Genomic DNA, 22,150 nt, shown 5'->3' with positions numbered 1-22,150 from the left:
GGATAGTGTAAATGCCAGAAACACAAACCCCGGCACAGGGCCGGGGTTTGTGGTGTTTCCTTGCAACCTTATACCAGCGCAGCAATCGCCGCGTTGAAGGTGTTGCTCGGGCGCATGGCCTTGCTGGTCAGCTCTGGGTTGGCGAAGTAGTAGCCGCCGATGTCCACGGGCTTGCCTTGCACGGCATTGAGCTCGGCAACGATTTTTTCTTCGTTGTCGGTCAAGGTCTTGGCCAGGGTGGTGAACTGCGCCTTGAGGGCTGCGTCGTCATCCTGGGCGGCCAATGCCTGGGCCCAGAACAGGGTCAGGTAGAAGTGGCTGCCGCGGTTGTCGATGCCGCCGACCTTGCGCGAAGGCGACTTGTTGCGATCCAGGAACTCGCCAGTCGCCTGGTCGAGGGTCTTGGCCAGCACCAGCGCCTTGGGGTTGTTGTAGGTCACGCCCAGGTGTTCCAGGGAAGCGGCCAGGGCCAGGAACTCGCCCAGGGAATCCCAACGCAGGAAGTTTTCTTCCAGCAGTTGCTGCACGTGCTTGGGTGCCGAACCGCCGGCGCCGGTTTCGAACAGGCCGCCACCGTTCATCAGCGGCACGATCGACAGCATCTTGGCGCTGGTGCCCAGTTCCATGATCGGGAACAAGTCGGTCAGGTAGTCGCGCAGTACGTTGCCGGTCACCGAAATGGTGTCCTTGCCTTCGCGGGTGCGAGCCAGGGTGAATTTCATCGCGTCGACCGGCGACATGATGCGGATGTCCAGGCCGCTGGTGTCGTGGTCCTTCAGGTAAGCCTGGACCTTCTCGATCATCACGCCGTCGTGGGCGCGCATCGGGTCGAGCCAGAAGATCGCCGGGGTGGCGCTGGCGCGGGCACGGTTGACGGCCAGCTTGACCCAATCCTGGATCGGCGCGTCCTTGGTCTGGCACATGCGGAAGATATCGCCAGCCTCGACGTTCTGCTCCAGCAGGGTGCGACCGTTGTTGTCCGAGACACGGACCACGCCGTCGGCCTTGATCTGGAAGGTCTTGTCGTGGGAACCATATTCTTCGGCTTTCTTGGCCATCAGGCCTACGTTCGGCACGCTGCCCATGGTGGTTGGATCGAAGGCGCCGTGTTGCTTGCAGTCTTCGATCACCGCCTGGTAGATGGTGGCGTAGCAGCGATCCGGGATCACGGCCTTGGTGTCGTGCAGCTGGCCGTCGGTGCCCCACATCTTGCCGGAGTCACGGATCATGGCTGGCATCGAGGCGTCGACGATGACGTCGCTCGGCACGTGCAGGTTGGTGATGCCTTTGTCGGAGTTGACCATCGCCAGCGCTGGGCGGATGGCGTAGACCGCCTGGATGTCGGCTTCGATCTGCGCCTGCTGCTCGGCCGGCAGGGCCTTGATGCGGGCGTACAGGTCGCCGATGCCGTTGTTCAGGTTGAAACCGATCTGCTCCAGCACTTCGGCGTGCTTGACCAGCGCGTCTTTGTAGTATTCGGCGACTATCTGGCCGAACATGATCGGGTCGGAGACCTTCATCATGGTGGCTTTCAGGTGGACCGACAGCAGGACGCCTTTTTGCTTGGCGTCTTCGATTTCAGCGGCGATGAAGTTGCGCAGGGCGTTCTTGCTCAGCACGGCGCAATCGAGGATCTCACCGACTTGAACGGTGGTTTTTTCCTTCAGGACGGTGGCGGTGCCGTCCTTGGCGATCAGCTCGATCTTCACGCTGCCCGCGGCGTCGATCAGGGCGGCTTTTTCGCTGCCGTAGAAATCGCCAGTGCTCATGTGAGCGACGTGGGACTTGGAGTCGGCAGCCCAGGCGCCCATTTTATGCGGGTGCTTGCGGGCATAGTTCTTGACCGACAGCGGCGCGCGACGGTCCGAGTTGCCTTCGCGCAGGACCGGGTTCACGGCGCTGCCCTTGACCTTGTCATAGCGAGCGCGGGTTTCTTTCTCGGCGTCGGTGGTCACGGTTTCCGGGTAGTCCGGCAGTGCGTAGCCCTGGGCCTGCAATTCCTTGATCGCGGCCTGCAGTTGCGGCACCGAGGCGCTGATGTTCGGCAGCTTGATGATGTTGGCTTCAGGCGTGACGGCCAGGTCGCCCAGTTCGGCGAGGTGGTCGGCTACGGCTTTGTCACCCAGTTGCTCGGGGAAGCTGGCCAGGATGCGCCCTGCGAGGGAGATGTCGCGGGTCTCCACGGCGATGTCGGCCGAAGCGGTGAAGGCTTCGACGATCGGCAGCAGCGAATAGGTGGCGAGGGCAGGCGCTTCGTCGGTGAAGGTATAGATGATCTTCGAGCGGGTGGGCATATTCGGATTAACTCTCTTCTTTGCTAAAGCATGCGCAGAAACTCGAGGGGCGCCGGGTAAGCGCGTTCGTTCAAAGTCATCCGTGAGCCGAATGTCGAGGTTTCTTCGCGGTGATGTTGGGTGCATCAGTCGAGCGTCAAGCGGTCGGGCCGCGGTAACGGTCCGGCTTTCAAAATGGCGGAAAGTCTCGTTATAGAGCCGTCAGCCGTCGTGACCCTGTGGTCAGCGGCGGCATTATACATAGGTAGCTGGCGATCTGCCGACGGTTCATAGACTTCCGTACACGTCCATTGGTCTAAACGTCGCATGCCGAGGGCGGTGGACTATGCTCATGTTTGGCGCTTTTCCCTTGGTTTTCAGGCTTGTACATCACGAACTGCGGCATTTTCGTCGTTGATGAGCCTAACGTAGGGTTTGCGTGCCGATTCAACTGGGTTACGCTCGAACGCAAGCCAGATGTTCAATCCAAGCAATGGAGTTCAGCATGGGGTATCAAAAGATTCAGGTTCCGGCCGTCGGTGACAAAATCACCGTCAACGCAGACCATTCTCTTAATGTTCCCGACAATCCGATCATCCCCTTCATTGAAGGCGACGGCATTGGCGTTGATATCAGTCCGGTCATGATCAAGGTGGTCGACGCCGCGGTCGAGAAGGCTTACGGCGGCAAGCGCAAGATTTCCTGGATGGAAGTCTATGCGGGTGAAAAAGCGACCCAGGTCTACGACCAGGACACCTGGCTACCCCAGGAAACCCTGGACGCGGTCAAGGACTACGTGGTTTCCATCAAGGGGCCGCTGACCACGCCGGTCGGTGGTGGTATCCGCTCGCTGAACGTGGCGCTGCGCCAGCAGCTCGACTTGTATGTCTGCCTGCGTCCGGTGCGTTGGTTCGAAGGCGTGCCTAGCCCGGTCAAGAAGCCGGGTGATGTGGACATGACGATCTTCCGTGAGAACTCCGAAGACATCTACGCTGGCATCGAGTGGAAGGCCGGTTCGGCCGAGGCCACCAAAGTCATCAAGTTCCTTAAAGAAGAAATGGGCGTCACCAAGATCCGCTTCGACGAAGATTGCGGTATCGGTGTCAAGCCGGTTTCCAAGCAGGGCACCAAACGCCTGGCGCGCAAGGCCTTGCAATATGTCGTCGACAACGACCGCGACTCGCTGACCATCGTGCACAAAGGCAACATCATGAAGTTCACCGAAGGTGCCTTCAAGGAGTGGGCCTACGAAGTGGCGGCTGAAGAGTTCGGCGCAACCTTGCTCGACGGCGGGCCATGGATGCAGTTCAAGAACCCGAAGACCGGCAAGAATGTCGTGGTCAAGGACGCCATCGCCGACGCCATGCTCCAGCAGATCCTGCTGCGTCCGGCAGAGTATGACGTGATCGCTACCTTGAACCTGAACGGCGATTACCTCTCCGATGCCCTGGCGGCGGAAGTGGGCGGTATCGGCATCGCGCCGGGCGCCAACCTGTCCGACACCGTGGCAATGTTCGAAGCCACCCACGGTACCGCGCCTAAATATGCAGGCAAGGACCAGGTCAACCCGGGGTCGCTGATCCTGTCGGCGGAAATGATGCTGCGCCACATGGGCTGGACCGAAGCGGCCGACCTGATCATCAAGGGCACTAACGGCGCGATTTCGGCCAAGACCGTGACCTATGACTTCGAGCGCCTGATGGACGGTGCCAGGCTGGTGTCGTCTTCCGGCTTCGGCGATGCGCTGATTTCCCATATGTAAGCGAAGCCTGGACAAAAAAATGCCCGGTTCGAGTGATCGAAACCGGGCATTTTCATGGGGGGCAGTTTTTTAGTGGTCCTCGGTGACCCGCGGTTTGAGGCGGACCTTGGTCGGCTCTGGTTTTTCGCTCAGCTGATTGCCCTCGGCATCGACGGCGACCGGGCAAATTTCAACGGCGTGTGTGCCCTTTGGCCCTTGTATCATGCAGAACGTTACTGGCTGGCCTGCCTTGAGGGTTTTATAACCGTCTATCTGGATTGTCGAAAAATGTGCGAAGAGATCTTCGTCCTTCCCGTCTTGGATAATGAAACCGTAGCCCTTGGCATTGTTGAACCATTTGACCTTTCCCTTGACTCGCATGCTAGTGGTACCTGACATACCATTTTCCCTCTGCAACACACCCCGGCAACGGAGTATCATCCTGATCATCCGCCGTCGATCAATGGAAATCGAATTGACTTCGCGGACCTTTTTAACCCACGGTGGGCTCTATTGGTTGTAACACCGATTTGCCGTTAGTCAAGGTGATCGGGCGGTAGCGGTTGAAATCGCCCGCAAGCGGCCCCATCACTGTATTTGCCAACTAAACGAACCTTTCTTTCCATGCATGCAATCAGCCAGATTCGACTAACATTCAATCAGGATCGCCCGGATCAACATGACGACGATTCAGCGGGCATTGCTGTTCAGGAATCAAAGCCCGCTTTACAGGCTCCACCGATGTACAAGGTGGTTTTGTTCAATGATGACTACACACCGATGGATTTCGTCGTCGAAGTGCTCGAGGTGTTTTTCAACCTGAATCGTGAGCTGGCGACCAAGGTCATGCTGGCCGTTCATACAGAGGGACGGGCAGTATGTGGTGTGTTTACCCGCGACATTGCGGAGACCAAGGCCATGCAGGTCAACCAGTACGCCAGGGAAAGCCAGCATCCGCTACTCTGTGAAATCGAGAAGGACGGTTAACGCCGACCACTTGGGTATGAGGTGAACCATGTTAAACCGCGAGCTCGAAGTCACCCTCAATCTTGCCTTCAAGGAGGCTCGTTCGAAGCGTCATGAATTCATGACCGTCGAACACCTGCTGTTGGCCCTACTGGATAACGAGGCTGCCGCCACCGTTTTGCGTGCCTGCGGCGCGAACCTCGACAAACTCAAGCACGATTTGCAGGAGTTCATCGACTCCACCACGCCATTGATCCCCGTCCACGACGAGGACCGCGAAACCCAGCCAACCCTGGGCTTCCAGCGGGTGCTGCAACGTGCTGTCTTTCATGTGCAGAGCTCGGGCAAGCGTGAAGTGACTGGTGCCAACGTGCTGGTCGCCATCTTCAGTGAGCAGGAAAGCCAGGCGGTGTTCCTGCTCAAGCAGCAGAGCGTCGCGCGTATCGATGTCGTCAACTACATTGCCCATGGCATTTCCAAAGTGCCGGGGCATGGCGATCATTCCGAGGGTGAACAGGATATGCAGGACGACGAGGGCGGTGAGTCTTCTTCTTCAGGCAATCCGCTGGACGCGTATGCCAGCAACCTGAACGAGCTGGCCCGCCAGGGCCGCATCGATCCGCTGGTTGGGCGCGAGGCGGAAGTCGAGCGCGTTGCGCAGATTCTCGCCCGACGCCGCAAGAACAACCCGTTGCTGGTGGGCGAGGCCGGCGTGGGCAAGACCGCCATCGCCGAAGGCCTGGCCAAGCGCATCGTCGACAACCAGGTGCCGGACCTGCTGGCCAACAGCGTGGTGTATTCGCTCGATCTGGGCGCCTTGCTGGCCGGTACGAAATACCGTGGCGACTTCGAGAAGCGCTTCAAGGCGCTGCTCGGCGAGCTGAAGAAACGCCCGCAAGCGATCCTGTTCATCGACGAGATCCACACCATCATCGGCGCGGGCGCTGCCTCGGGCGGCGTCATGGATGCGTCGAACCTGCTCAAGCCGCTGCTGTCCTCGGGTGATATCCGTTGCATCGGCTCTACCACGTTCCAGGAATTCCGCGGGATCTTCGAGAAGGACCGTGCCCTGGCCCGGCGTTTCCAGAAGGTCGATGTGTCGGAGCCTTCGGTGGAGGACACCATTGGCATCCTGCGCGGCCTGAAGGGGCGTTTCGAGCTGCACCACAACATCGAATACAGCGATGAAGCCCTTCGTGCGGCGGCCGAACTGGCCTCGCGCTACATCAACGACCGGCACATGCCGGACAAGGCCATCGATGTCATCGACGAGGCCGGTGCCTACCAGCGCCTGCAACCGGTGGAAAATCGCGTCAAGCGCATCGAAGTGCCTCAGGTCGAGGACATCGTCGCGAAAATCGCGCGTATTCCGCCCAAGCACGTCACCAGTTCCGACAAGGAACTGCTGCGTAACCTGGAGCGTGACCTGAAGCTGACGGTGTTCGGCCAGGATGCGGCCATCGACTCGCTGTCGACTGCGATCAAGCTGTCCCGCGCCGGTCTCAAGTCGCCGGACAAGCCTGTCGGTTCGTTCCTGTTCGCCGGTCCAACCGGTGTCGGCAAGACCGAAGCGGCGCGGCAACTGGCCAAGGCGATGGGCATCGAACTGGTGCGCTTCGACATGTCCGAATACATGGAGCGCCACACCGTATCGCGTCTGATCGGTGCACCTCCGGGCTATGTCGGTTTCGACCAGGGCGGTTTGCTGACCGAGGCCATCACCAAGCAACCGCACTGCGTATTGCTGCTCGACGAGATCGAGAAGGCGCATCCGGAAGTCTTCAACCTGCTCCTGCAGGTCATGGACCACGGTACGCTGACCGACAACAACGGGCGCAAGGCGGACTTCCGCAACGTGATCATCATCATGACCACGAACGCCGGTGCCGAGACTGCGGCGCGCGCTTCGATCGGTTTCACCCATCAGGACCACTCGTCCGATGCGATGGAAGTGATCAAGAAGAGCTTCACGCCTGAATTCCGCAACCGCCTGGACACCATTATCCAGTTTGGTCGCCTCAGCCATGAGGTCATCAAGAGTGTGGTGGACAAGTTCCTTACCGAACTTCAGGCGCAGCTCGAAGACAAGCGTGTATTGCTGGAAGTCACCGATGCGGCGCGCAGCTGGCTGGCGGAAGGTGGTTACGATGTGACGATGGGTGCGCGGCCGATGGCTCGCCTGATCCAAGACAAGATCAAGCGTCCGCTGGCCGAGGAGATCCTGTTTGGCGAACTGGCCGAGCATGGCGGTGTGGTTCACATCGACATCAAGGACGGCGAGCTGACCTTCGACTTCGAAACCACGGCCGAAATGGCCTGATCGTTACCTGCAACAAACTAAAAAGGCGCCGAAAGGCGCCTTTTTGCTGTCCGGCTTCATCAAATCACCTGTGGGAGCGAGCCTGCTCGCGAATGCGATGGCACATTCAATATATGCGCAAGCTGACACGCCGCCTTCGCGAGCAAGCTTGCTCCCACAGGGAAGCTGTGTTCTGAAAGATCGGGACAAATCGCGGGCAAACAAAAACGCCCGACATGAGCCGGGCGTTTTGTATTGACTTGTTAGCGAGCGCGGTAAGTGATGCGCCCTTTGCTCAAGTCATAGGGCGTCAGCTCGACGCGCACTTTGTCACCGGTAAGAATACGAATGTAGTTCTTGCGCATCTTGCCGGAGATATGCGCGGTTACGACGTGCCCATTTTCCAACTCCACACGAAACATGGTGTTGGGCAGGGTGTCGACGACAGTGCCTTCCATTTCGAAGCTGTCTTCTTTCGACATGCAGTAAAGCCCTCGGTATCCAGTGAATGGCCCGGTGCAACTGCGCCAGGCAAAAGCGGCGTGCATTGTGCCCGAAAAAGGGGGGCCAAGCCAAGGGGTTCTTCGGAGTTACTCAATGAATGCGGCGCGTGGATAAGGCGCAGACTACGAGCGGCCCCTAGGCTTTGTCCGAAAAGTGCCTGCGCGACGATCATGCTGCGTTGAAAACAGGCTCGGAATGCTCATTGACAACCAGTCAACTCCGCTTCCTCGCCTGTTTTCGCCTTGCCTGATCGCCGCTCGGCAACTTTTCGTACAAACCCTAGTTCAGGACAACCCACCGCTGGTTGATCAGTAATTCAATGGGCCGATATTGGGTCTTGTAGTTCATTTTTTTGCAGTTCTTGATCCAGTAGCCCAAGTACACCGCTTCCAGGCCCAGGCGTCGGCATTCATTGATCTGCCAAAGGATCGCAAAACGTCCCAGGCTGCGCTTTTCTTCGCCGGGCTCATAGAAGGTGTAGACCGCCGAGAGTCCGTTGGGCAGCAGGTCGGTGACGGCGATGGCCACCAGCCGACCCTCGAGGCGGAACTCGTAAAAGCGTGAGAACGGCAGGTCGCGTACCAGGAAGGTCGAAAACTGATCCCGGCTGGGCGGGTACATGTCGCCATCGGCGTGACGCTGTTCGATGTAGCGCTGGTACAGGTCGAAATATTCTTCGGTGAACTGCGGCTTTGCGGGGCGGACCTGCACGTCGGCGTTGCGCTTGAAAATACGCTTCTGCTGTCGGTTGGGGGTAAATCGGGCCACGGGGATGCGCGCCGGAACGCACGCATTGCAATGCTGGCAATGGGGCCGGTAGAGGTGATCGCCGCTGCGACGAAAGCCCATCTCCGACAGATCTGCGTAGACATGCACATCCATGGGCTGGCTAGGGTCGAGGAACAGGGTCGTGGCCTGCTCCTCGGGCAGGTAACTGCAGGAGTGGGGTTGAGTGGCATAGAACTTCAAGCGCGCCAACTCGGTCATGATCAACCCTCGGTATAAGCTTCAAATTCAAGTGTAAGCCAGGAGCGCGAATATCGCTCAGCAAACCCAGGTGGCATGGTTGGGTTGGTCCAGATGGGCCTTCAGGTAGCCGGCAAACGTCGTGCGGGGAATCGACCGTGCGCCCAGGCTGTGCAGGTGCTCCGTAGGCATCTGGCAGTCGATCAGCACGAAACCCGCCTCCTTGAGGTGTTGGACCAGGGTTGCGAAGCCGAATTTCGACGCATTGTCCGCTCGACTGAACATGGATTCGCCAAAGAACAACTGCCCCATTGCCAGGCCATAAAGGCCGCCCACCAGTTCGCCTTGATCCCAGACCTCTACCGAGTGGGCGAAGCCGCGTCGGTGCAGTTCCAGATAAGCGGTCTGCATGGCGTCGGTGATCCAGGTACCGTCGGCATAATCGCGGGGCGCGGCGCAGGCCTTGATGACCGCGGCGAAATCCCGGTCGAACGTCACTTCATAGCGGCCCTTGCGCAGCAGTTTGCCCAGGCTGCGCGAGACATGCAGCTCGTCGGGAAACAGCACTGTACGCGGATCCGGCGACCACCACAGGATCGGCTGGCCTTCCGAAAACCACGGAAAACAGCCGTGGCGATAGGCCTGGATCAAGCGGTCGGCGGACAGATCCCCACCGGCGGCGAGCAAGCCGTTGGGGTCGCGCATGGCTTTTTCCAGTGGCGGAAAATCGAAGGTGTTGCGTTGTAACCAAGTCAGCATGGGTGTCCGTGCTTGCAGAAGGGGAGGGCGGCGCTCCAGATGAACCAGAGCCCGCCTAGAGGTTAACCGTCAAACGGCCGGGATGTCATCGAGATACTTTTCCGCATCCAGGGCGGCCATGCATCCGGCGCCGGCGGAAGTAATGGCCTGGCGGTAGACATGATCGGCCACATCGCCGGCGGCAAACACACCTTCGATGTCGGTGGCCGTGGCGTTGCCTTCGCTGCCGCCGCGCACGATCAAATAGCCGTCGCGCATCTTCAGTTGCCCCTGGAACAGGTCGGTGTTGGGCTTATGACCGATGGCGATGAAGACCCCGGCCAGGGACAGCGTGCTGGTTTCACCGGTCTCGCTGTGCCGCAGGCGCGCGCCGGTCACGCCGGAGGCATCGCCGAGAACTTCGTCCAGGTTCTGGTTCCAGTGCAGGCGGATATTGCCGTTGGCGGCTTTCTCGAAAAGCTTGTCTTGCAATATCTTTTCCGAGCGCAGCTTGTCCCGGCGGTGGATCAAGTGCACCTCCTTGGCGATATTCGACAGGTACAGCGCTTCTTCTACGGCGGTGTTGCCGCCACCGACTACCGCCACCACCTGGTTTCGGTAGAAAAAACCGTCGCAGGTCGCGCAGGCTGATACACCTCTGCCGGCGAAGGTTTCCTCCGACGGCAGGCCGAGGTACTGGGCCGAGGCGCCAGTGGCGATAATCAGCGCGTCGCACGTATAAGTGCCGCTGTCACCGATGAGTTCGAACGGACGCTGTTGCAACTTGGCGGTGTGGATATGGTCGTAGACGATCTGCGTGTCGAAGCGCTCGGCGTGCCGCTGCATGCGTTCCATCAGCACGGGACCGGTCAGACCTTCGACGTCGCCGGGCCAGTTATCGACTTCGACCGTGGTCGTGAGCTGGCCACCGGCCTGCAGGCCGGTAATGACAACGGGTTTGAGGTTGGCACGGGCGGCATAGACCGCTGCGCTGTACCCCGCGGGGCCGGAACCGAGAATAATCAGGCGTGAATGCTTCGCTTCGCTCATAAAAACACCTCATAAGCCTTTGTCACAAAAGAGAATGCATGCTCAAATTGGTGCCCGAGAACCCTGATCATGGCTATGCTGTCGCCGAGCGTGCGGGCAATGCCTTGGGCATGACAAACCCGTACAATGCTTGAGTTTTGAACGCAGGGAAGGCAAAAGATCAAAATCTTCGGCAACACCTGCGGTTTTCCGGACGCATGCCACAGTGGTAAAAGTAGTACCGGATGTGCACATTCACTTTTTTACCTGCTCGTCATGGGCAGTTTTTCATAGTCATTCAACAGATGGACGCGCCATTGGCGCAGGAAAAGAAGCGTTTTGAAGAAATCCACCGCAGCACCCAAGACAGTCGTTCCGCTCTGGCGCCAACAATTGCACTACCGGCTCAAGGAAGGTGCGTTGATCGCCATTGGTGCCCTTTGCCTGTTCCTGATGATGGCCTTGCTGACCTACGGCAAGGACGATCCGGGCTGGAGCCATAACAGCAAGATCGACGACGTGCAGAATTTCGGCGGCCCCGCCGGTTCCTATAGCGCAGACATCCTGTTCATGGTGCTGGGTTATTTCGCCTATATCTTCCCGCTGCTGCTGGCGATCAAGACCTATCAGATCTTCCGCCAGCGCCATGAGCCGTGGCAGTGGAGCGGCTGGCTGTTCTCATGGCGCCTGATCGGCCTGGTGTTCCTGGTGTTGTCGGGGGCCGCGCTGGCCCACATTCATTTCCACGCACCCACTGGCCTGCCGGCCGGGGCGGGCGGTGCGCTGGGTGAAAGCCTCGGCGACCTGGCCCGCAATGCCCTGAACATCCAGGGCAGCACGTTGCTGTTCATCGCCCTGTTCCTGTTCGGCCTGACGGTGTTCACCGACCTGTCGTGGTTCAAGGTCATGGACGTCACCGGCAAGATCACCCTCGACCTCATCGAGCTGATCCAAGGCGCGCTGAACCGCTGGTGGGCGGCGCGCAACGAGCGCAAGCAACTGGTGGCGCAGCTGCGTGAAGTCGACGACCGCGTCCATGACGTGGTGGCCCCGACTACGCCGGACAAACGCGAGCAGGCCAAGGTCAAGGAACGCTTGATCGAGCGTGAGCAAGCGTTGAGCAAGCACATGTCCGAGCGCGAAAAGCAGGTGCCGCCGGTCATCACCATGGCCCCGGCCAAGCCGCCCGAGCAAAGCAAGCGTGTGCAGAAGGAAAAACAGGCACCGTTGTTCGTCGACAGCGCGGTCGAAGGTACCTTGCCGCCGATATCGATCCTCGACCCGGCCGAGAAGAAACAACTCAATTATTCCCCCGAATCCCTGGCAGCCGTCGGGCATTTGCTTGAGATCAAGCTCAAGGAATTCGGTGTCGAGGTCTCGGTGGATTCGATCCACCCGGGCCCGGTGATTACCCGCTACGAGATCCAGCCGGCCGCCGGCGTGAAGGTCAGCCGTATCGCCAACCTCGCGAAGGACCTTGCGCGATCCCTGGCCGTGACCAGCGTGCGGGTGGTGGAGGTCATTCCCGGCAAGACCACCGTGGGCATCGAGATTCCCAACGAAGACCGCCAGATCGTGCGTTTCTCCGAAGTACTGTCGACGCCGGAATACGACAACCATAAATCGCCTGTCACCCTGGCCCTGGGCCACGACATCGGTGGCAAGCCGGTCATTACCGACCTGGCGAAGATGCCCCACTTGCTGGTGGCCGGTACCACTGGTTCCGGTAAGTCGGTGGGCGTGAACGCGATGATCCTGTCGATCCTGTTCAAGTCCGGCCCGGAAGACGCCAAGCTGATCATGATCGACCCGAAAATGCTCGAATTGTCGATCTACGAAGGCATTCCGCACCTGCTGTGCCCGGTGGTCACCGACATGAAGGATGCGGCCAACGCCTTGCGCTGGAGCGTTGCCGAGATGGAGCGCCGCTACAAGTTGATGGCGAAGATGGGGGTGCGCAACCTGTCGGGCTTCAACGCCAAGGTCAAGGAAGCGGAAGAGGCCGGGACGCCATTGAGCGACCCGCTGTATCACCGCGAAAGCATCCACGACGAAGCGCCGCTGCTGCACAAGCTGCCGACCATCGTGGTAGTGGTGGACGAATTCGCCGACATGATGATGATCGTCGGCAAGAAGGTCGAAGAACTCATCGCCCGTATCGCCCAGAAGGCCCGTGCCGCGGGTATCCACTTGATCCTCGCGACCCAGCGGCCTTCGGTGGACGTGATCACCGGCCTGATCAAGGCCAACATCCCGACCCGCATGGCGTTCCAGGTGTCGAGCAAGATCGACTCGCGGACCATCATCGACCAGGGCGGCGCCGAGCAATTGCTGGGCCACGGTGACATGCTCTACATGCCGCCGGGTACCAGCCTGCCGATTCGTGTCCACGGCGCGTTCGTTTCCGATGACGAAGTGCACCGCGTGGTGGAGGCCTGGAAGCTGCGCGGCGCGCCCGAATACAACGATGACATCCTCAACGGTGTCGAAGAGGCCGGCAGCGGCTTTGAAGGCGGCAGTGGCGGTGGCGGCGACGACGATGCCGAGACCGACGCGCTCTATGACGAAGCGGTGCAGTTCGTCCTGGAAAGCCGCCGGGCCTCGATTTCCGCGGTACAGCGCAAGCTGAAGATCGGCTACAACCGCGCCGCCCGCATGATCGAAGCCATGGAAATGGCCGGGGTCGTGACGGCCATGAATACCAATGGTTCGCGCGAAGTGCTCGCGCCGGGCCCGATGCGCGACTGACTACCCGGGCGGCGTGATGACGCGCCGCTCGACCCCCCACGAATTCATGAGGATTCCCATGCGCCTGATTCGCATGCTGCTGTTGCCCGTATTGGCCTTGAGCACGTTGTCGGCCCACGCCGGCGAAAAAGACGTGGCCCGCCTGACTCAGTTGCTGGGTGGCTCCCAGACCCTGACGGCACGTTTCTCCCAGTTGACCCTCGACGGCAGTGGCACCCAATTGCAGGAGACCGCCGGCGACATGGCCCTGCAGCGCCCCGGCCTGTTCTACTGGCACACCGATGCACCCGCCGAACAGCTGATGGTCTCCGACGGCAAGAAGGTTTCGCTGTGGGACCCGGACCTGGAGCAAGTCACCATCAAGACCCTCGACCACCGCCTGACCCAGACGCCGGCGTTGCTGCTGTCCGGTGACATCTCCGAGATCAGCCAGAGTTTCGACATCACCTCCAAGGAGGCGGGCGGCGTGATTGACTTCACCCTCAAGCCCAAGACCAAGGACAGCCTGTTCGATAGCCTGCGCCTGTCGTTCCGTAATGGCCTGGTCAATGACATGCAACTGATCGACAGCGTTGGCCAGCGGACCAATATCCTGTTCACCGGGGTCAAGGCCAACGAGCCGATCGCCGCGTCCAAGTTCAAGTTCGACATCCCCAAGGGTGCGGATGTGATCCAGGAATAAACCAAGGATCCCTGTGGGAGCGAGCCTGCTTGCGATGACGTCGGATCAGTTGGAATTGATGTGACTGACCCACCGCTATCGCGAGCAAGCTCGCTCCCACAGGGGAACTGCATTGTTCGTTGTTTAACTGATCGGCAACAGGATCTAGCGGAGGTTTTGTAGTAATCATGGACCTGTTTCGAAGCGCCCCGATTGCCCAGCCATTGGCCGCCCGCCTGCGCGCGACCAACCTGGATGAGTACGTCGGCCAGGAACATGTGCTCGCCCGCGGCAAGCCCCTGCGCGAGGCCCTGGAGCAGGGCGCCTTGCATTCGATGATCTTCTGGGGCCCGCCGGGCGTGGGCAAGACCACCCTGGCGCGGCTGCTGGCGGAAGTCTCCGACGCGCATTTCGAAACGGTCTCGGCGGTGCTGGCCGGGGTCAAGGAGATTCGCCAGGCGGTGGAAGTCGCCAAGCAGCAGGCCGGCCAGTACGGCAAGCGCACGATCCTGTTTGTCGACGAAGTCCACCGGTTCAACAAATCCCAGCAGGATGCGTTCCTGCCCTATGTCGAAGACGGCACGCTGATTTTCATCGGTGCGACCACCGAAAACCCTTCGTTCGAACTCAACAACGCCTTGCTGTCCCGTGCCCGGGTCTATGTGCTCAAGAGCCTCGACGAAGCGGCCATGCGCAAGCTGGTGCATCGCGCGCTGACTGAGGAACGCGGCCTGGGCAAGCGTCACCTGAGCCTCAGCGATGAAGGCTTCCAGATACTGTTCAGCGCCGCCGACGGCGATGGCCGGCGCTTGCTCAACTTGTTGGAAAACGCCTCGGACCTGGCCGAAGACGACAGCGAGATTGGCGTCGAGTTGTTGCAAAGCCTGCTGGGCGATACCCGGCGGCGTTTCGACAAGGGCGGCGAGGCGTTCTACGACCAGATATCGGCCCTGCACAAGTCGGTACGCGGCTCAAATCCTGACGGTGCCCTGTACTGGTTTGCCCGGATGATCGACGGCGGTTGCGATCCGCTGTACCTGGCCCGGCGGGTGGTGCGCATGGCCAGCGAGGACATCGGCAATGCCGACCCGCGCGCCTTGAGCCTGTGCCTGGCGGCCTGGGACGTGCAGGAGCGCCTTGGCAGCCCGGAAGGCGAGCTCGCCGTGGCCCAGGCCATCACCTACCTGGCCTGCGCACCGAAGAGCAACGCCGTATACATGGGCTTCAAGGCCGCGATGCGCAGCGCTGCCGAACACGGCTCCCTGGAAGTGCCGCTGCACCTGCGCAACGCGCCAACCAAGCTCATGAAACAGTTGGGCTATGGCGATGAATACCGCTATGCCCACGACGAGCCCGACGCTTATGCCGCCGGCGAAGACTATTTTCCCGATGAGCTCGAACCCCAGCACTTCTACCAGCCTGTCCCCCGAGGCCTTGAGTTGAAGATCGGCGAGAAGCTCAACCACTTGGCGCAGTTGGATCGCCTGAGTCCACGGCAGCGGAGAAAACCTTGATTCCCCTGATACTCGCCGTTTCCGCTGGCGGCGTTGCCGGCACGTTGTTGCGTTTCGCCACGGGTAACTGGATCAATGCAAATTGGCCCAGGCACTTCTATACCGCGACGCTGGCCGTTAATATCGTGGGCTGTCTACTGATCGGCGTTCTTTACGGCCTGTTTTTGATTCGCCCCGAGGTGCCCATCGAGGTGCGCGCGGGGTTGATGGTCGGCTTTCTTGGCGGCCTGACGACCTTTTCATCCTTTTCACTGGATACGGTGCGCCTGCTGGAAAGCGGCCAAGTGCTGCTGGCCCTGGGCTACGCGGCCATCACTGTATTCGGCGGGCTGCTCGCCACGTGGGCCGGCCTGTCCCTGACCAAACTTTGATAACGAGAGACCGACATGCTCGATTCCAAACTGTTACGTAGCAACCTTCAGGACGTAGCGGACCGCCTGGCTTCCCGTGGCTTTGCCCTGGACGTCGCGCGCATCGAAGCGCTGGAAGAACAGCGCAAGACCGTCCAGACCCGCACCGAAGCCCTGCAGGCTGAACGTAACGCGCGCTCCAAATCCATCGGCCAGGCCAAGCAGCGCGGCGAAGACATCGCGCCGCTGATGGCTGATGTCGAGCGCATGGCGAACGAGTTGAGCGCAGGCAAGACCGAACTGGACGCGATCCAGACGGAGCTGGATTCGATCCTGCTGGGTATTCCGAACCTGCCTCACGAGTCGGTGCCGGTCGGTGAAGACGAGGACGGCAACGTCGAAGTACGCCGCTGGGGCACGCCGACCACCTTTGATTTCCCGGTACAGGACCACGTGGCCCTGGGCGAGAAATTCGGCTGGCTCGACTTCGAGACCGCCGCCAAGCTGTCGGGCGCGCGTTTCGCCTTGCTGCGCGGACCGATTGCTCGCCTGCATCGCGCCTTGGCGCAGTTCATGATCAACCTGCATGTCACCGAGCACGGCTACGAAGAAGCCTACACGCCGTACCTGGTCCAGGCTCCGGCGCTGCAAGGCACCGGCCAGTTGCCGAAGTTCGAGGAAGACCTGTTCAAGATCAGCCGCGATGGCGAAGCAGACCTGTACCTGATCCCGACCGCCGAGGTGTCGCTGACCAACATCGTCGCCGGCGAAATCGTCGATGCCAAGCAACTGCCGATCAAGTTCGTCGCCCACACGCCATGCTTCCGCAGCGAAGCCGGTGCGTCGGGCCGTGATACCCGCGGCATGATCCGCCAGCACCAGTTCGACAAGGTCGAGATGGTCCAGATCGTCGAGCCGTCGAAATCCATGGAAGCGCTGGAAAGCCTGACCGCCAACGCCGAGAAGGTCCTGCAATTGCTGGAGCTGCCGTATCGTACCCTGGCCTTGTGCACCGGCGACATGGGCTTCAGTGCGGTGAAGACCTATGACCTGGAAGTCTGGATTCCAAGCCAGGACAAGTACCGCGAGATTTCCTCTTGCTCCAACTGCGGCGACTTCCAGGCCCGCCGCATGCAGGCGCGTTTCCGCAACCCGGAAACCGGCAAGCCGGAACTGGTCCACACCCTCAATGGCTCCGGCCTGGCGGTGGGCCGCACGCTGGTGGCGGTGCTGGAAAACTACCAGCAGGCCGACGGTTCGATTCGTGTGCCCGAGGTATTGAAACCGTACATGGGCGGCCTCGAGGTCATCGGTTAAATGGACTATTTGCCACTGTTCCACAACCTGCGCGGCAGCCGCGTGCTGGTGGTCGGCGGCGGCGAGATTGCCCTGCGGAAGTCTCGCCTGCTGGTCGATGCCGGCGCGTTGCTGCGGGTGGTCGCACCCGATATCGAACCGCAACTGCGGGAACTGGTCAGTGGCAGCGGCGGCGAATGCGTCCAGCGTGGTTACGTGGAAACAGACTTGGACGGTTGCGGGCTGATCATTGCTGCCACCGACGACGAGCCGCTCAATGCCCAGGTCTCGGCCGACGCCCACAAGCGTTGCGTGCCGGTCAACGTGGTGGACGCGCCGGCCCTGTGCAGCGTGATCTTCCCGGCGATTGTCGATCGCTCGCCCTTGGTGATCGCGGTGTCCAGTGGCGGCGATGCGCCGGTGCTGGCGCGGCTGATCCGGGCCAAGATGGAAACCTGGATCCCCTCGACCTACGGGCAGCTTGCCGGTTTGGCGGCGCGTTTCCGCAATCAGGTCAAAGGCTTGTTCCCCGATGTCCAGCAGCGCCGGGCATTCTGGGAAGAGGTGTTCCAAGGCCCGATTGCCGACCGTCAATTGGCCGGGCAGGGTGCTGAAGCCGAGCGGCTGCTGCGGGAGAAGATCGACGGCGAGGCGCCGAACGCGCCGGGTGAGGTCTACCTGGTGGGCGCGGGACCGGGCGATCCCGACCTGCTGACGTTCCGAGCGCTGCGCCTGATGCAACAGGCGGACGTGGTGCTCTACGACCGCCTGGTGGCGCCGGCGATCCTCGAACTGTGCCGGCGCGACGCCGAACGGGTCTATGTCGGCAAGCGTCGTTCCGAGCACGCGGTGCCTCAGGATCAGATCAACCAGCAACTGGTTGACCTGGCTCGCCAGGGCAAACGTGTGGTGCGGTTGAAGGGCGGCGATCCGTTTATCTTTGGCCGTGGCGGGGAAGAGATCGAAGAACTGGCGGCCCATGGCATCCCGTTCCAGGTCGTCCCGGGCATCACCGCCGCCAGCGGCTGCGCGGCCTACGCCGGGATTCCGCTGACTCATCGCGACTATGCCCAGTCGGTGCGTTTCATCACCGGTCACCTCAAGGATGGCACCAGTGACTTGCCGTGGGCGGACCTGGTTTCCCCGGCGCAGACGCTGGTTTTCTACATGGGCCTGGTCGGCTTGCCAGTGATTTGCACCGAGCTGATCAAGCATGGTCGCGCGGCGGATACGCCGGCGGCGTTGATCCAGCAAGGCACGACTTCGAACCAGCGGGTATTCACCGGCACTTTGGCGGACTTGCCACGGCTGGTGGCCGAGCATGAAGTGCATGCGCCGACCCTGGTAATCGTTGGGGAAGTGGTGCAGTTGCGCGAGAAACTGGCTTGGTTTGAAGGGGCTCAGGGGCAGGTCTGAGGACCGCGTCGCCGCCATCGCGAGCAAGCTCGCTCCCACAGTAGGCTGTGTGCAACCTAAAATTGTGGTTCTACACAAGTCAAATGTGGGAGCGAGCTTGCTCGCGATTAGGCCTTCAAATACCGCGAGAATCCAGGATCAGTTCCCGGCACCCCGCCAAATCCCTTTCCCACTCAACCGTCCCCGATCATGGGCCACGGTGAAATCCTGTTTCGGCCCCTTGGGCACGATCCCATTCGGGTTGATGGTCTTGTGGCTGCCGTAGTAATGACCTTGGATATGGACGAAATCCACGGTCTCGGCAACCCCCGGCCATTGGTACAACTCCCGCAGCCAGTTCGATAGATTCGGATAATCGGCGATGCGCCGCAGGTTGCATTTGAAGTGACCGAAGTACACCGCGTCGAAGCGAATCATCGTGGTGAACAGCCGGATATCGGCTTCGGTCAGGTATTCGCCGGCCAGGTAGCGACGGGTTTCCAGTAGGGCTTCCAATCGATCCAGTTCGGCAAACAATTGGTCGAAGGCTTCTTCATAAGCGGCCTGGGTCGTCGCGAATCCGGCGCGATATACACCGTTGTTCACCGCCGGATAAATCCGCTCGTTCAACCCATCGATCTCGTGGCGCAGGTGCTCGGGATACAGGTCCAGGTCGTTGCCGGTCAAGCCATCGAAAGCGCTGTTGAACATGCGGATGATCTCCGCCGATTCGTTATTGACGATGCGTCGTTGCTGTTTGTCCCACAGCGCCGGGACGGTCACGCGGCCCGTATAGTCGGGCGTGTCGGCCGTGTAGCGCTGGTGCAGGAAGCTGAGGTCGTCCAGTTTGTCGCCGGTCGAGCCGTGGGCCTTGTCGAAGGTCCAGCCGTTTTCCAGCATCAGATAGCTGACCACCGAGACGTCGATCAGGTTTTCCAAACCCTTGAGCTTGCGAAAGATCAGCGTTCGGTGCGCCCAGGGACAGGCCAGCGAGACGTACAAATGGTAGCGCCCGGCTTCGGCGGCGAAACCGCTCTCGCCGTCGGCGGTGATCCACTGTCGGCGTTGCGCCTGTTCACGCTGGAAACTGCCGTCCTTGCTTTCGTACCACCGGTCCTGCCAGCGGCCCTCGACCAACAAACCCATCTGGATGTCCTCGCTCAATAATCATTGGAGACGAGTCTATTCCGATAGGTTCGAACTAATAGCGCAAAGGTTGGGCGTTAATGATCGGTTATATCGAACGATCCCGGGCATCCCAATACTGCCGCGCCTTGTCGAACGCTTCTTCGCGAGCGTCGCCCAAGCCGCGCAAGGCCAGAGCCATGGTGGCGATCAGCGCCAGTTGCGGGTAACTGTCCTCGACATCGCCGCGCCAGATCGCTTTCAAATGCTCGGGGTCGAGGCTCTCCGGCTTGACGTGGCGTTGCTCGGACAGTCGCGGCCATTCCTCGTCCCAATTGGCGCCGCCGGTGGTGCCGTACAAATGGCTGTCGGCATCCGGGTTGATTTCGATCTCGCCGCCGTCGCCCTTGATCACGATGGCGGTGTCGCCGAGCAGACCGCTGGCCTCGCGATGCACGGCCTGGTAGCCCGGATGGAAGATGCTTTGCAGGCCGCAGCGCGCGCCCAGCGGGTTGAGGATCCGCGCCAGGGAATGGATTGGCGAGCGCAGGCCCAAGGTGTTGCGCAGGTCGATCATGCGCTGCATTTGCGGCGCCCAGTCCACCAGCGGCATGAAGGCCAGGCCGCCGTTGTTCAGCGCGGTGCCGACTTGCTGCCAGTCGCGGCACAATGGGATATTCAGGAAGCCCAGCAGTTGCTCCGTGTAGAGACGGCCCGCCGTGTGGGCGCCGCCGCCGTGCATGAAGATTCGCACGCCGTTTTGCCCGAGGCATTTCGCGGCCAACAGATACCAGGGCAAGTGACGCTTCTTTCCTGCGTAGGTTGGCCAGTCAAGGTCCACCGTCAACGTCGGGACCTCCAGGCGCTGACGCAGGGCGTCGGTGAAGCCGGCCATTTCCTCGGCGCTTTCTTCCTTGTGCCGCAACAGCATCAGGAACGCGCCGAGTTGGGTTTCTTCGACCTGCTCGTCGAGCACCATGCCCATGGCTTTCCGCGCTTCTTCACGGGTCAGGTTGCGGGCGCCGCGCTTGCCTTTGCCAAGGATGCGCACGAACTGGGCGAACGGGTGTTCAGCGGGCGTTTCGAGGGTCAGCGCTGGAAAGTCGGTCATAAGCAATTCGTCGGTTTGGGCAGGCCCGCCAGCTTGGCGGCGAGTTTGGCGGGAGTGCCTTTGAACAATCGGTTCAGGTGCAGGCTGTTGCCTTTGTCCGCGCCGAGCTTCAGCGCGGTGTACTTGATCAGCGGCCGGGTGGCGGGGGACAGCTGGAATTCATCGTAGAAGGCACGCAGCAGTTCGAGGATTTCCCAATGTTCGGGGCTCAGCTCGATGTCTTCGGCGGTGGCCAAGGCGCTGGCCACGTCGGCGGACCAATCGTTGAGGTCGGCCAGGTAGCCATCCTTGTCCAGCGCAATGCGGCGCTCGCCCACGGTCAGGGTGTTCATAGCCAACTGTTGACCTTGTCATGCTGGATCGACAGTTCGACGAAGCCCGGATAATCGAGGGCCTCGGCCCAGTCCGGAATGGGCAAGGCGCGGGCCTGTGCGTCTTCGGCCAGGACAAACACTTTGCAGCCATTGGCTTGCAGCGTGTCGAACGGCACGGTGCCAGGTTGCAGCGAGTAGGTCGCGTCGCCGCACAGCAGCAGCGCATCCTGGCTTCCCAGGATCCGCAGGCAACTGGCGAGACGGTTGTCGCCGAAGGGGGAATGAGACAACACATGCAAGGTCGACATCAGAGGGTAATCACTTGGTCATAGCGGTCAATGAGCGCGGCGATGTCCGCTGCGCCCAGTACTTTCAGATCGTCCAGTACCAGTGCATCGACGGCGAGACCGCGTTCGGCGGCGCTGTCGGCGCAGACAAACAGATCGTCGACGCCAAACATCGGCAATGCCTGCAAATTGGCGCTCAGGTCCTTTTGCTGGACAACCTTGGCGTGCTGTCCGGCGGCGAGCTGGAACACGCCGTCATCGAGAAACAACAGGCCGATGGGCAGGTCGAACGCGCCGCCGGCCAACACGATATCCAGTGCTTCCCGGGCGCCGGGGCCGGACCAAGGGGCTTGGCGGCTGATGAGCAATAAAGACTTGGCCATCACGCGCCTCCAAAACAGATCAAGCGGTCGGCGTCCTGGATTGCATCGTGCAACTGGCCCAGCCCGGACAACGCCCAAGGCGCTTCGACACTGGCGGCCGAGCGCTGGTAGCGCTGGGCTTCTTCCGCGTTCAACACGCCACGGCGCAACGCCGCCGCGATGCAGACCACGCCGTCAAGTTGATGCTCGCTGACGAAGGCGCGCCACTGCTGGGGCAGGTCTTGCTCGTCCTGGGGCGTGACGACGCTGTTGGCGGCGTTGTAGACGCCGTCCTGGTAGAAAAACAGCCGCACGATTTCATGCCCTGCGGCCAGCGCTGCCTGGGCAAACAGCAAGGCGCGGCGCGAGGAGGGCGCGTGAGCGGCGGAAAACAGCGCGATGGCGAACTTCATGACAGACCCGATCAGCAAAACTGCGGCCATGATAATGCTTTATGGGCGGTGGGGCGAT

21 protein-coding genes are annotated in these 22,150 nt (G+C 60.8%); 9 read left to right on the top strand and 12 right to left on the bottom strand.

Going from position 1 to position 22,150, the window contains the following annotated elements; translation table 11 throughout:
- Positions 1 to 68: 68 nt before the first annotated feature.
- Positions 69 to 2,294: an NADP-dependent isocitrate dehydrogenase gene (locus FHK92_RS09115; RefSeq protein ID WP_181287765.1), complete on the bottom strand. Its 2,226-nt coding sequence runs from the start codon at positions 2,292 to 2,294 to the stop codon at positions 69 to 71.
- A gap of 484 nt (positions 2,295 to 2,778) precedes the next feature.
- On the opposite strand from FHK92_RS09115, the gene icd reads away from it, so the two are divergent.
- On the top strand, positions 2,779 to 4,035 hold the full coding sequence (gene icd, locus FHK92_RS09110) for an NADP-dependent isocitrate dehydrogenase (RefSeq protein WP_181287764.1): 1,257 nt from the start codon (positions 2,779 to 2,781) through the stop codon (positions 4,033 to 4,035).
- A 69-nt stretch (positions 4,036 to 4,104) separates the two neighbouring features.
- On the opposite strand, the gene cspD is transcribed toward icd, so the two are convergent.
- Entirely contained in the window at positions 4,105 to 4,395 is a 291-nt protein-coding gene (gene cspD, locus FHK92_RS09105) for a cold shock domain-containing protein CspD (RefSeq protein ID WP_181287847.1), read from the bottom strand.
- Between the two features lie 243 nt (positions 4,396 to 4,638).
- On the opposite strand from cspD, the gene clpS reads away from it, so the two are divergent.
- Both clpS and clpA read left to right on the top strand, forming a co-directional pair.
- Positions 4,639 to 5,001 (top strand): ATP-dependent Clp protease adapter ClpS, encoded by a 363-nt coding sequence (gene clpS / locus FHK92_RS09100; RefSeq protein ID WP_030141336.1) that lies wholly within the window; start codon positions 4,639 to 4,641, stop codon positions 4,999 to 5,001.
- A 28-nt stretch (positions 5,002 to 5,029) separates the two neighbouring features.
- Complete coding sequence (gene clpA / locus FHK92_RS09095) at positions 5,030 to 7,300, top strand: ATP-dependent Clp protease ATP-binding subunit ClpA (RefSeq protein WP_030141337.1); 2,271 nt, start codon at positions 5,030 to 5,032, stop codon at positions 7,298 to 7,300.
- Between the two features lie 242 nt (positions 7,301 to 7,542).
- Here the strand turns inward: clpA and infA are convergent, their stop codons facing one another.
- The 4 genes from infA to trxB form a co-directional block, all read right to left on the bottom strand.
- Positions 7,543 to 7,761 carry a translation initiation factor IF-1 gene (infA, locus tag FHK92_RS09090; protein WP_002553999.1) on the bottom strand — a complete coding sequence of 73 codons (219 nt, stop codon included), beginning with the start codon at positions 7,759 to 7,761 and terminating at the stop codon, positions 7,543 to 7,545.
- 301 nt (positions 7,762 to 8,062) lie between these two features.
- A complete protein-coding gene (locus FHK92_RS09085) occupies positions 8,063 to 8,770 on the bottom strand; it encodes an arginyltransferase (protein WP_181287763.1) in 708 nt (235 codons plus the stop codon).
- A 57-nt stretch (positions 8,771 to 8,827) separates the two neighbouring features.
- On the bottom strand, positions 8,828 to 9,508 hold the full coding sequence (gene aat / locus FHK92_RS09080; RefSeq protein WP_181287762.1) for a leucyl/phenylalanyl-tRNA--protein transferase: 681 nt from the start codon (positions 9,506 to 9,508) through the stop codon (positions 8,828 to 8,830).
- A 69-nt stretch (positions 9,509 to 9,577) separates the two neighbouring features.
- Entirely contained in the window at positions 9,578 to 10,537 is a 960-nt protein-coding gene (trxB, locus tag FHK92_RS09075) for a thioredoxin-disulfide reductase (protein WP_181287761.1), read from the bottom strand.
- Positions 10,538 to 10,855: 318 nt separating this feature from the next.
- On the opposite strand from trxB, the gene FHK92_RS09070 reads away from it, so the two are divergent.
- From FHK92_RS09070 to cysG, 6 genes are all read left to right on the top strand, one after another.
- Positions 10,856 to 13,264: a DNA translocase FtsK gene (locus tag FHK92_RS09070; protein WP_030141341.1), complete on the top strand. Its 2,409-nt coding sequence runs from the start codon at positions 10,856 to 10,858 to the stop codon at positions 13,262 to 13,264.
- A gap of 58 nt (positions 13,265 to 13,322) precedes the next feature.
- Positions 13,323 to 13,946 carry an outer membrane lipoprotein chaperone LolA gene (gene lolA / locus FHK92_RS09065; RefSeq protein WP_030141342.1) on the top strand — a complete coding sequence of 208 codons (624 nt, stop codon included), beginning with the start codon at positions 13,323 to 13,325 and terminating at the stop codon, positions 13,944 to 13,946.
- A 167-nt stretch (positions 13,947 to 14,113) separates the two neighbouring features.
- Positions 14,114 to 15,439, top strand: a complete 1,326-nt coding sequence (locus FHK92_RS09060) for a replication-associated recombination protein A (RefSeq protein ID WP_181287760.1) — start codon at positions 14,114 to 14,116, stop codon at positions 15,437 to 15,439.
- A complete protein-coding gene (gene crcB / locus FHK92_RS09055; protein WP_030141344.1) occupies positions 15,436 to 15,810 on the top strand; it encodes a fluoride efflux transporter CrcB in 375 nt (124 codons plus the stop codon). The genes FHK92_RS09060 and crcB overlap by 4 nt, the downstream gene beginning before the upstream one ends.
- A 15-nt stretch (positions 15,811 to 15,825) precedes the next feature.
- The gene (gene serS, locus FHK92_RS09050; protein ID WP_181287759.1) at positions 15,826 to 17,106 is read left to right on the top strand and encodes a serine--tRNA ligase; all 1,281 of its coding nucleotides are present in this window, start codon (positions 15,826 to 15,828) and stop codon (positions 17,104 to 17,106) included.
- Positions 17,107 to 18,501, top strand: coding sequence for a siroheme synthase CysG (gene cysG, locus FHK92_RS09045; RefSeq protein WP_181287758.1), 1,395 nt, complete (start codon positions 17,107 to 17,109; stop codon positions 18,499 to 18,501). It begins immediately after the preceding gene.
- A gap of 138 nt (positions 18,502 to 18,639) precedes the next feature.
- On the opposite strand, the gene FHK92_RS09040 is transcribed toward cysG, so the two are convergent.
- The 6 genes from FHK92_RS09040 to tusD all read right to left on the bottom strand — a co-directional run bounded on the left by FHK92_RS09040 (position 18,640) and on the right by tusD (position 22,092).
- Positions 18,640 to 19,626, bottom strand: coding sequence for a glutathione S-transferase family protein (locus FHK92_RS09040; RefSeq protein WP_181287757.1), 987 nt, complete (start codon positions 19,624 to 19,626; stop codon positions 18,640 to 18,642).
- An 88-nt stretch (positions 19,627 to 19,714) separates the two neighbouring features.
- Positions 19,715 to 20,716, bottom strand: a complete 1,002-nt coding sequence (locus tag FHK92_RS09035; RefSeq protein WP_181287756.1) for a glycosyl transferase family protein — start codon at positions 20,714 to 20,716, stop codon at positions 19,715 to 19,717.
- Positions 20,713 to 21,048: a TusE/DsrC/DsvC family sulfur relay protein gene (locus tag FHK92_RS09030; protein ID WP_181287755.1), complete on the bottom strand. Its 336-nt coding sequence runs from the start codon at positions 21,046 to 21,048 to the stop codon at positions 20,713 to 20,715. The genes FHK92_RS09035 and FHK92_RS09030 overlap by 4 nt, the downstream gene beginning before the upstream one ends.
- Positions 21,045 to 21,338, bottom strand: coding sequence for a sulfurtransferase complex subunit TusB (tusB, locus tag FHK92_RS09025; protein ID WP_181287754.1), 294 nt, complete (start codon positions 21,336 to 21,338; stop codon positions 21,045 to 21,047). Before tusB ends, FHK92_RS09030 begins: the two co-directional genes overlap by 4 nt.
- Positions 21,338 to 21,700 (bottom strand): sulfurtransferase complex subunit TusC, encoded by a 363-nt coding sequence (tusC, locus tag FHK92_RS09020; RefSeq protein ID WP_181287753.1) that lies wholly within the window; start codon positions 21,698 to 21,700, stop codon positions 21,338 to 21,340. Before tusC ends, tusB begins: the two co-directional genes overlap by 1 nt.
- A complete protein-coding gene (tusD, locus tag FHK92_RS09015) occupies positions 21,700 to 22,092 on the bottom strand; it encodes a sulfurtransferase complex subunit TusD (protein ID WP_181287846.1) in 393 nt (130 codons plus the stop codon). The genes tusC and tusD overlap by 1 nt, the downstream gene beginning before the upstream one ends.
- Positions 22,093 to 22,150 lie beyond the last annotated feature (58 nt).

This window comes from Pseudomonas brassicacearum subsp. neoaurantiaca (genome assembly GCF_013608025.1).
Lineage (GTDB): Bacteria > Pseudomonadota > Gammaproteobacteria > Pseudomonadales > Pseudomonadaceae > Aquipseudomonas.
The sequence above is the reverse complement of the archived record's forward strand: the minus strand, read 5'-3'. Positions and strand labels throughout refer to the sequence as shown.

Excerpts from the sequence above, each read along its gene's own strand:
- tusB (WP_181287754.1), bottom strand. The coding sequence starts at position 21,338 with ATGTCGACCTTGCATGTGTTGTCTCATTCCCCCTTCGGCGACAACCGT.
- lolA (WP_030141342.1), top strand. The coding sequence starts at position 13,323 with ATGCGCCTGATTCGCATGCTGCTGTTGCCCGTATTGGCCTTGAGCACG.
- FHK92_RS09115 (WP_181287765.1), bottom strand. The coding sequence starts at position 2,294 with ATGCCCACCCGCTCGAAGATCATCTATACCTTCACCGACGAAGCGCCT.
- clpS (WP_030141336.1), top strand. The coding sequence starts at position 4,639 with ATGCATGCAATCAGCCAGATTCGACTAACATTCAATCAGGATCGCCCG.
- clpA (WP_030141337.1), top strand. The coding sequence starts at position 5,030 with ATGTTAAACCGCGAGCTCGAAGTCACCCTCAATCTTGCCTTCAAGGAG.
- trxB (WP_181287761.1), bottom strand. The coding sequence starts at position 10,537 with ATGAGCGAAGCGAAGCATTCACGCCTGATTATTCTCGGTTCCGGCCCC.
- FHK92_RS09060 (WP_181287760.1), top strand. The coding sequence starts at position 14,114 with ATGGACCTGTTTCGAAGCGCCCCGATTGCCCAGCCATTGGCCGCCCGC.
- cspD (WP_181287847.1), bottom strand. The coding sequence starts at position 4,395 with ATGCGAGTCAAGGGAAAGGTCAAATGGTTCAACAATGCCAAGGGCTAC.
- tusD (WP_181287846.1), bottom strand. The coding sequence starts at position 22,092 with ATGAAGTTCGCCATCGCGCTGTTTTCCGCCGCTCACGCGCCCTCCTCG.
- icd (WP_181287764.1), top strand. The coding sequence starts at position 2,779 with ATGGGGTATCAAAAGATTCAGGTTCCGGCCGTCGGTGACAAAATCACC.
- FHK92_RS09085 (WP_181287763.1), bottom strand. The coding sequence starts at position 8,770 with ATGACCGAGTTGGCGCGCTTGAAGTTCTATGCCACTCAACCCCACTCC.
- serS (WP_181287759.1), top strand. The coding sequence starts at position 15,826 with ATGCTCGATTCCAAACTGTTACGTAGCAACCTTCAGGACGTAGCGGAC.
- FHK92_RS09035 (WP_181287756.1), bottom strand. The coding sequence starts at position 20,716 with ATGACCGACTTTCCAGCGCTGACCCTCGAAACGCCCGCTGAACACCCG.
- infA (WP_002553999.1), bottom strand. The coding sequence starts at position 7,761 with ATGTCGAAAGAAGACAGCTTCGAAATGGAAGGCACTGTCGTCGACACC.
- tusC (WP_181287753.1), bottom strand. The coding sequence starts at position 21,700 with ATGGCCAAGTCTTTATTGCTCATCAGCCGCCAAGCCCCTTGGTCCGGC.
- aat (WP_181287762.1), bottom strand. The coding sequence starts at position 9,508 with ATGCTGACTTGGTTACAACGCAACACCTTCGATTTTCCGCCACTGGAA.
- FHK92_RS09040 (WP_181287757.1), bottom strand. The coding sequence starts at position 19,626 with ATGGGTTTGTTGGTCGAGGGCCGCTGGCAGGACCGGTGGTACGAAAGC.
- cysG (WP_181287758.1), top strand. The coding sequence starts at position 17,107 with ATGGACTATTTGCCACTGTTCCACAACCTGCGCGGCAGCCGCGTGCTG.
- FHK92_RS09030 (WP_181287755.1), bottom strand. The coding sequence starts at position 21,048 with ATGAACACCCTGACCGTGGGCGAGCGCCGCATTGCGCTGGACAAGGAT.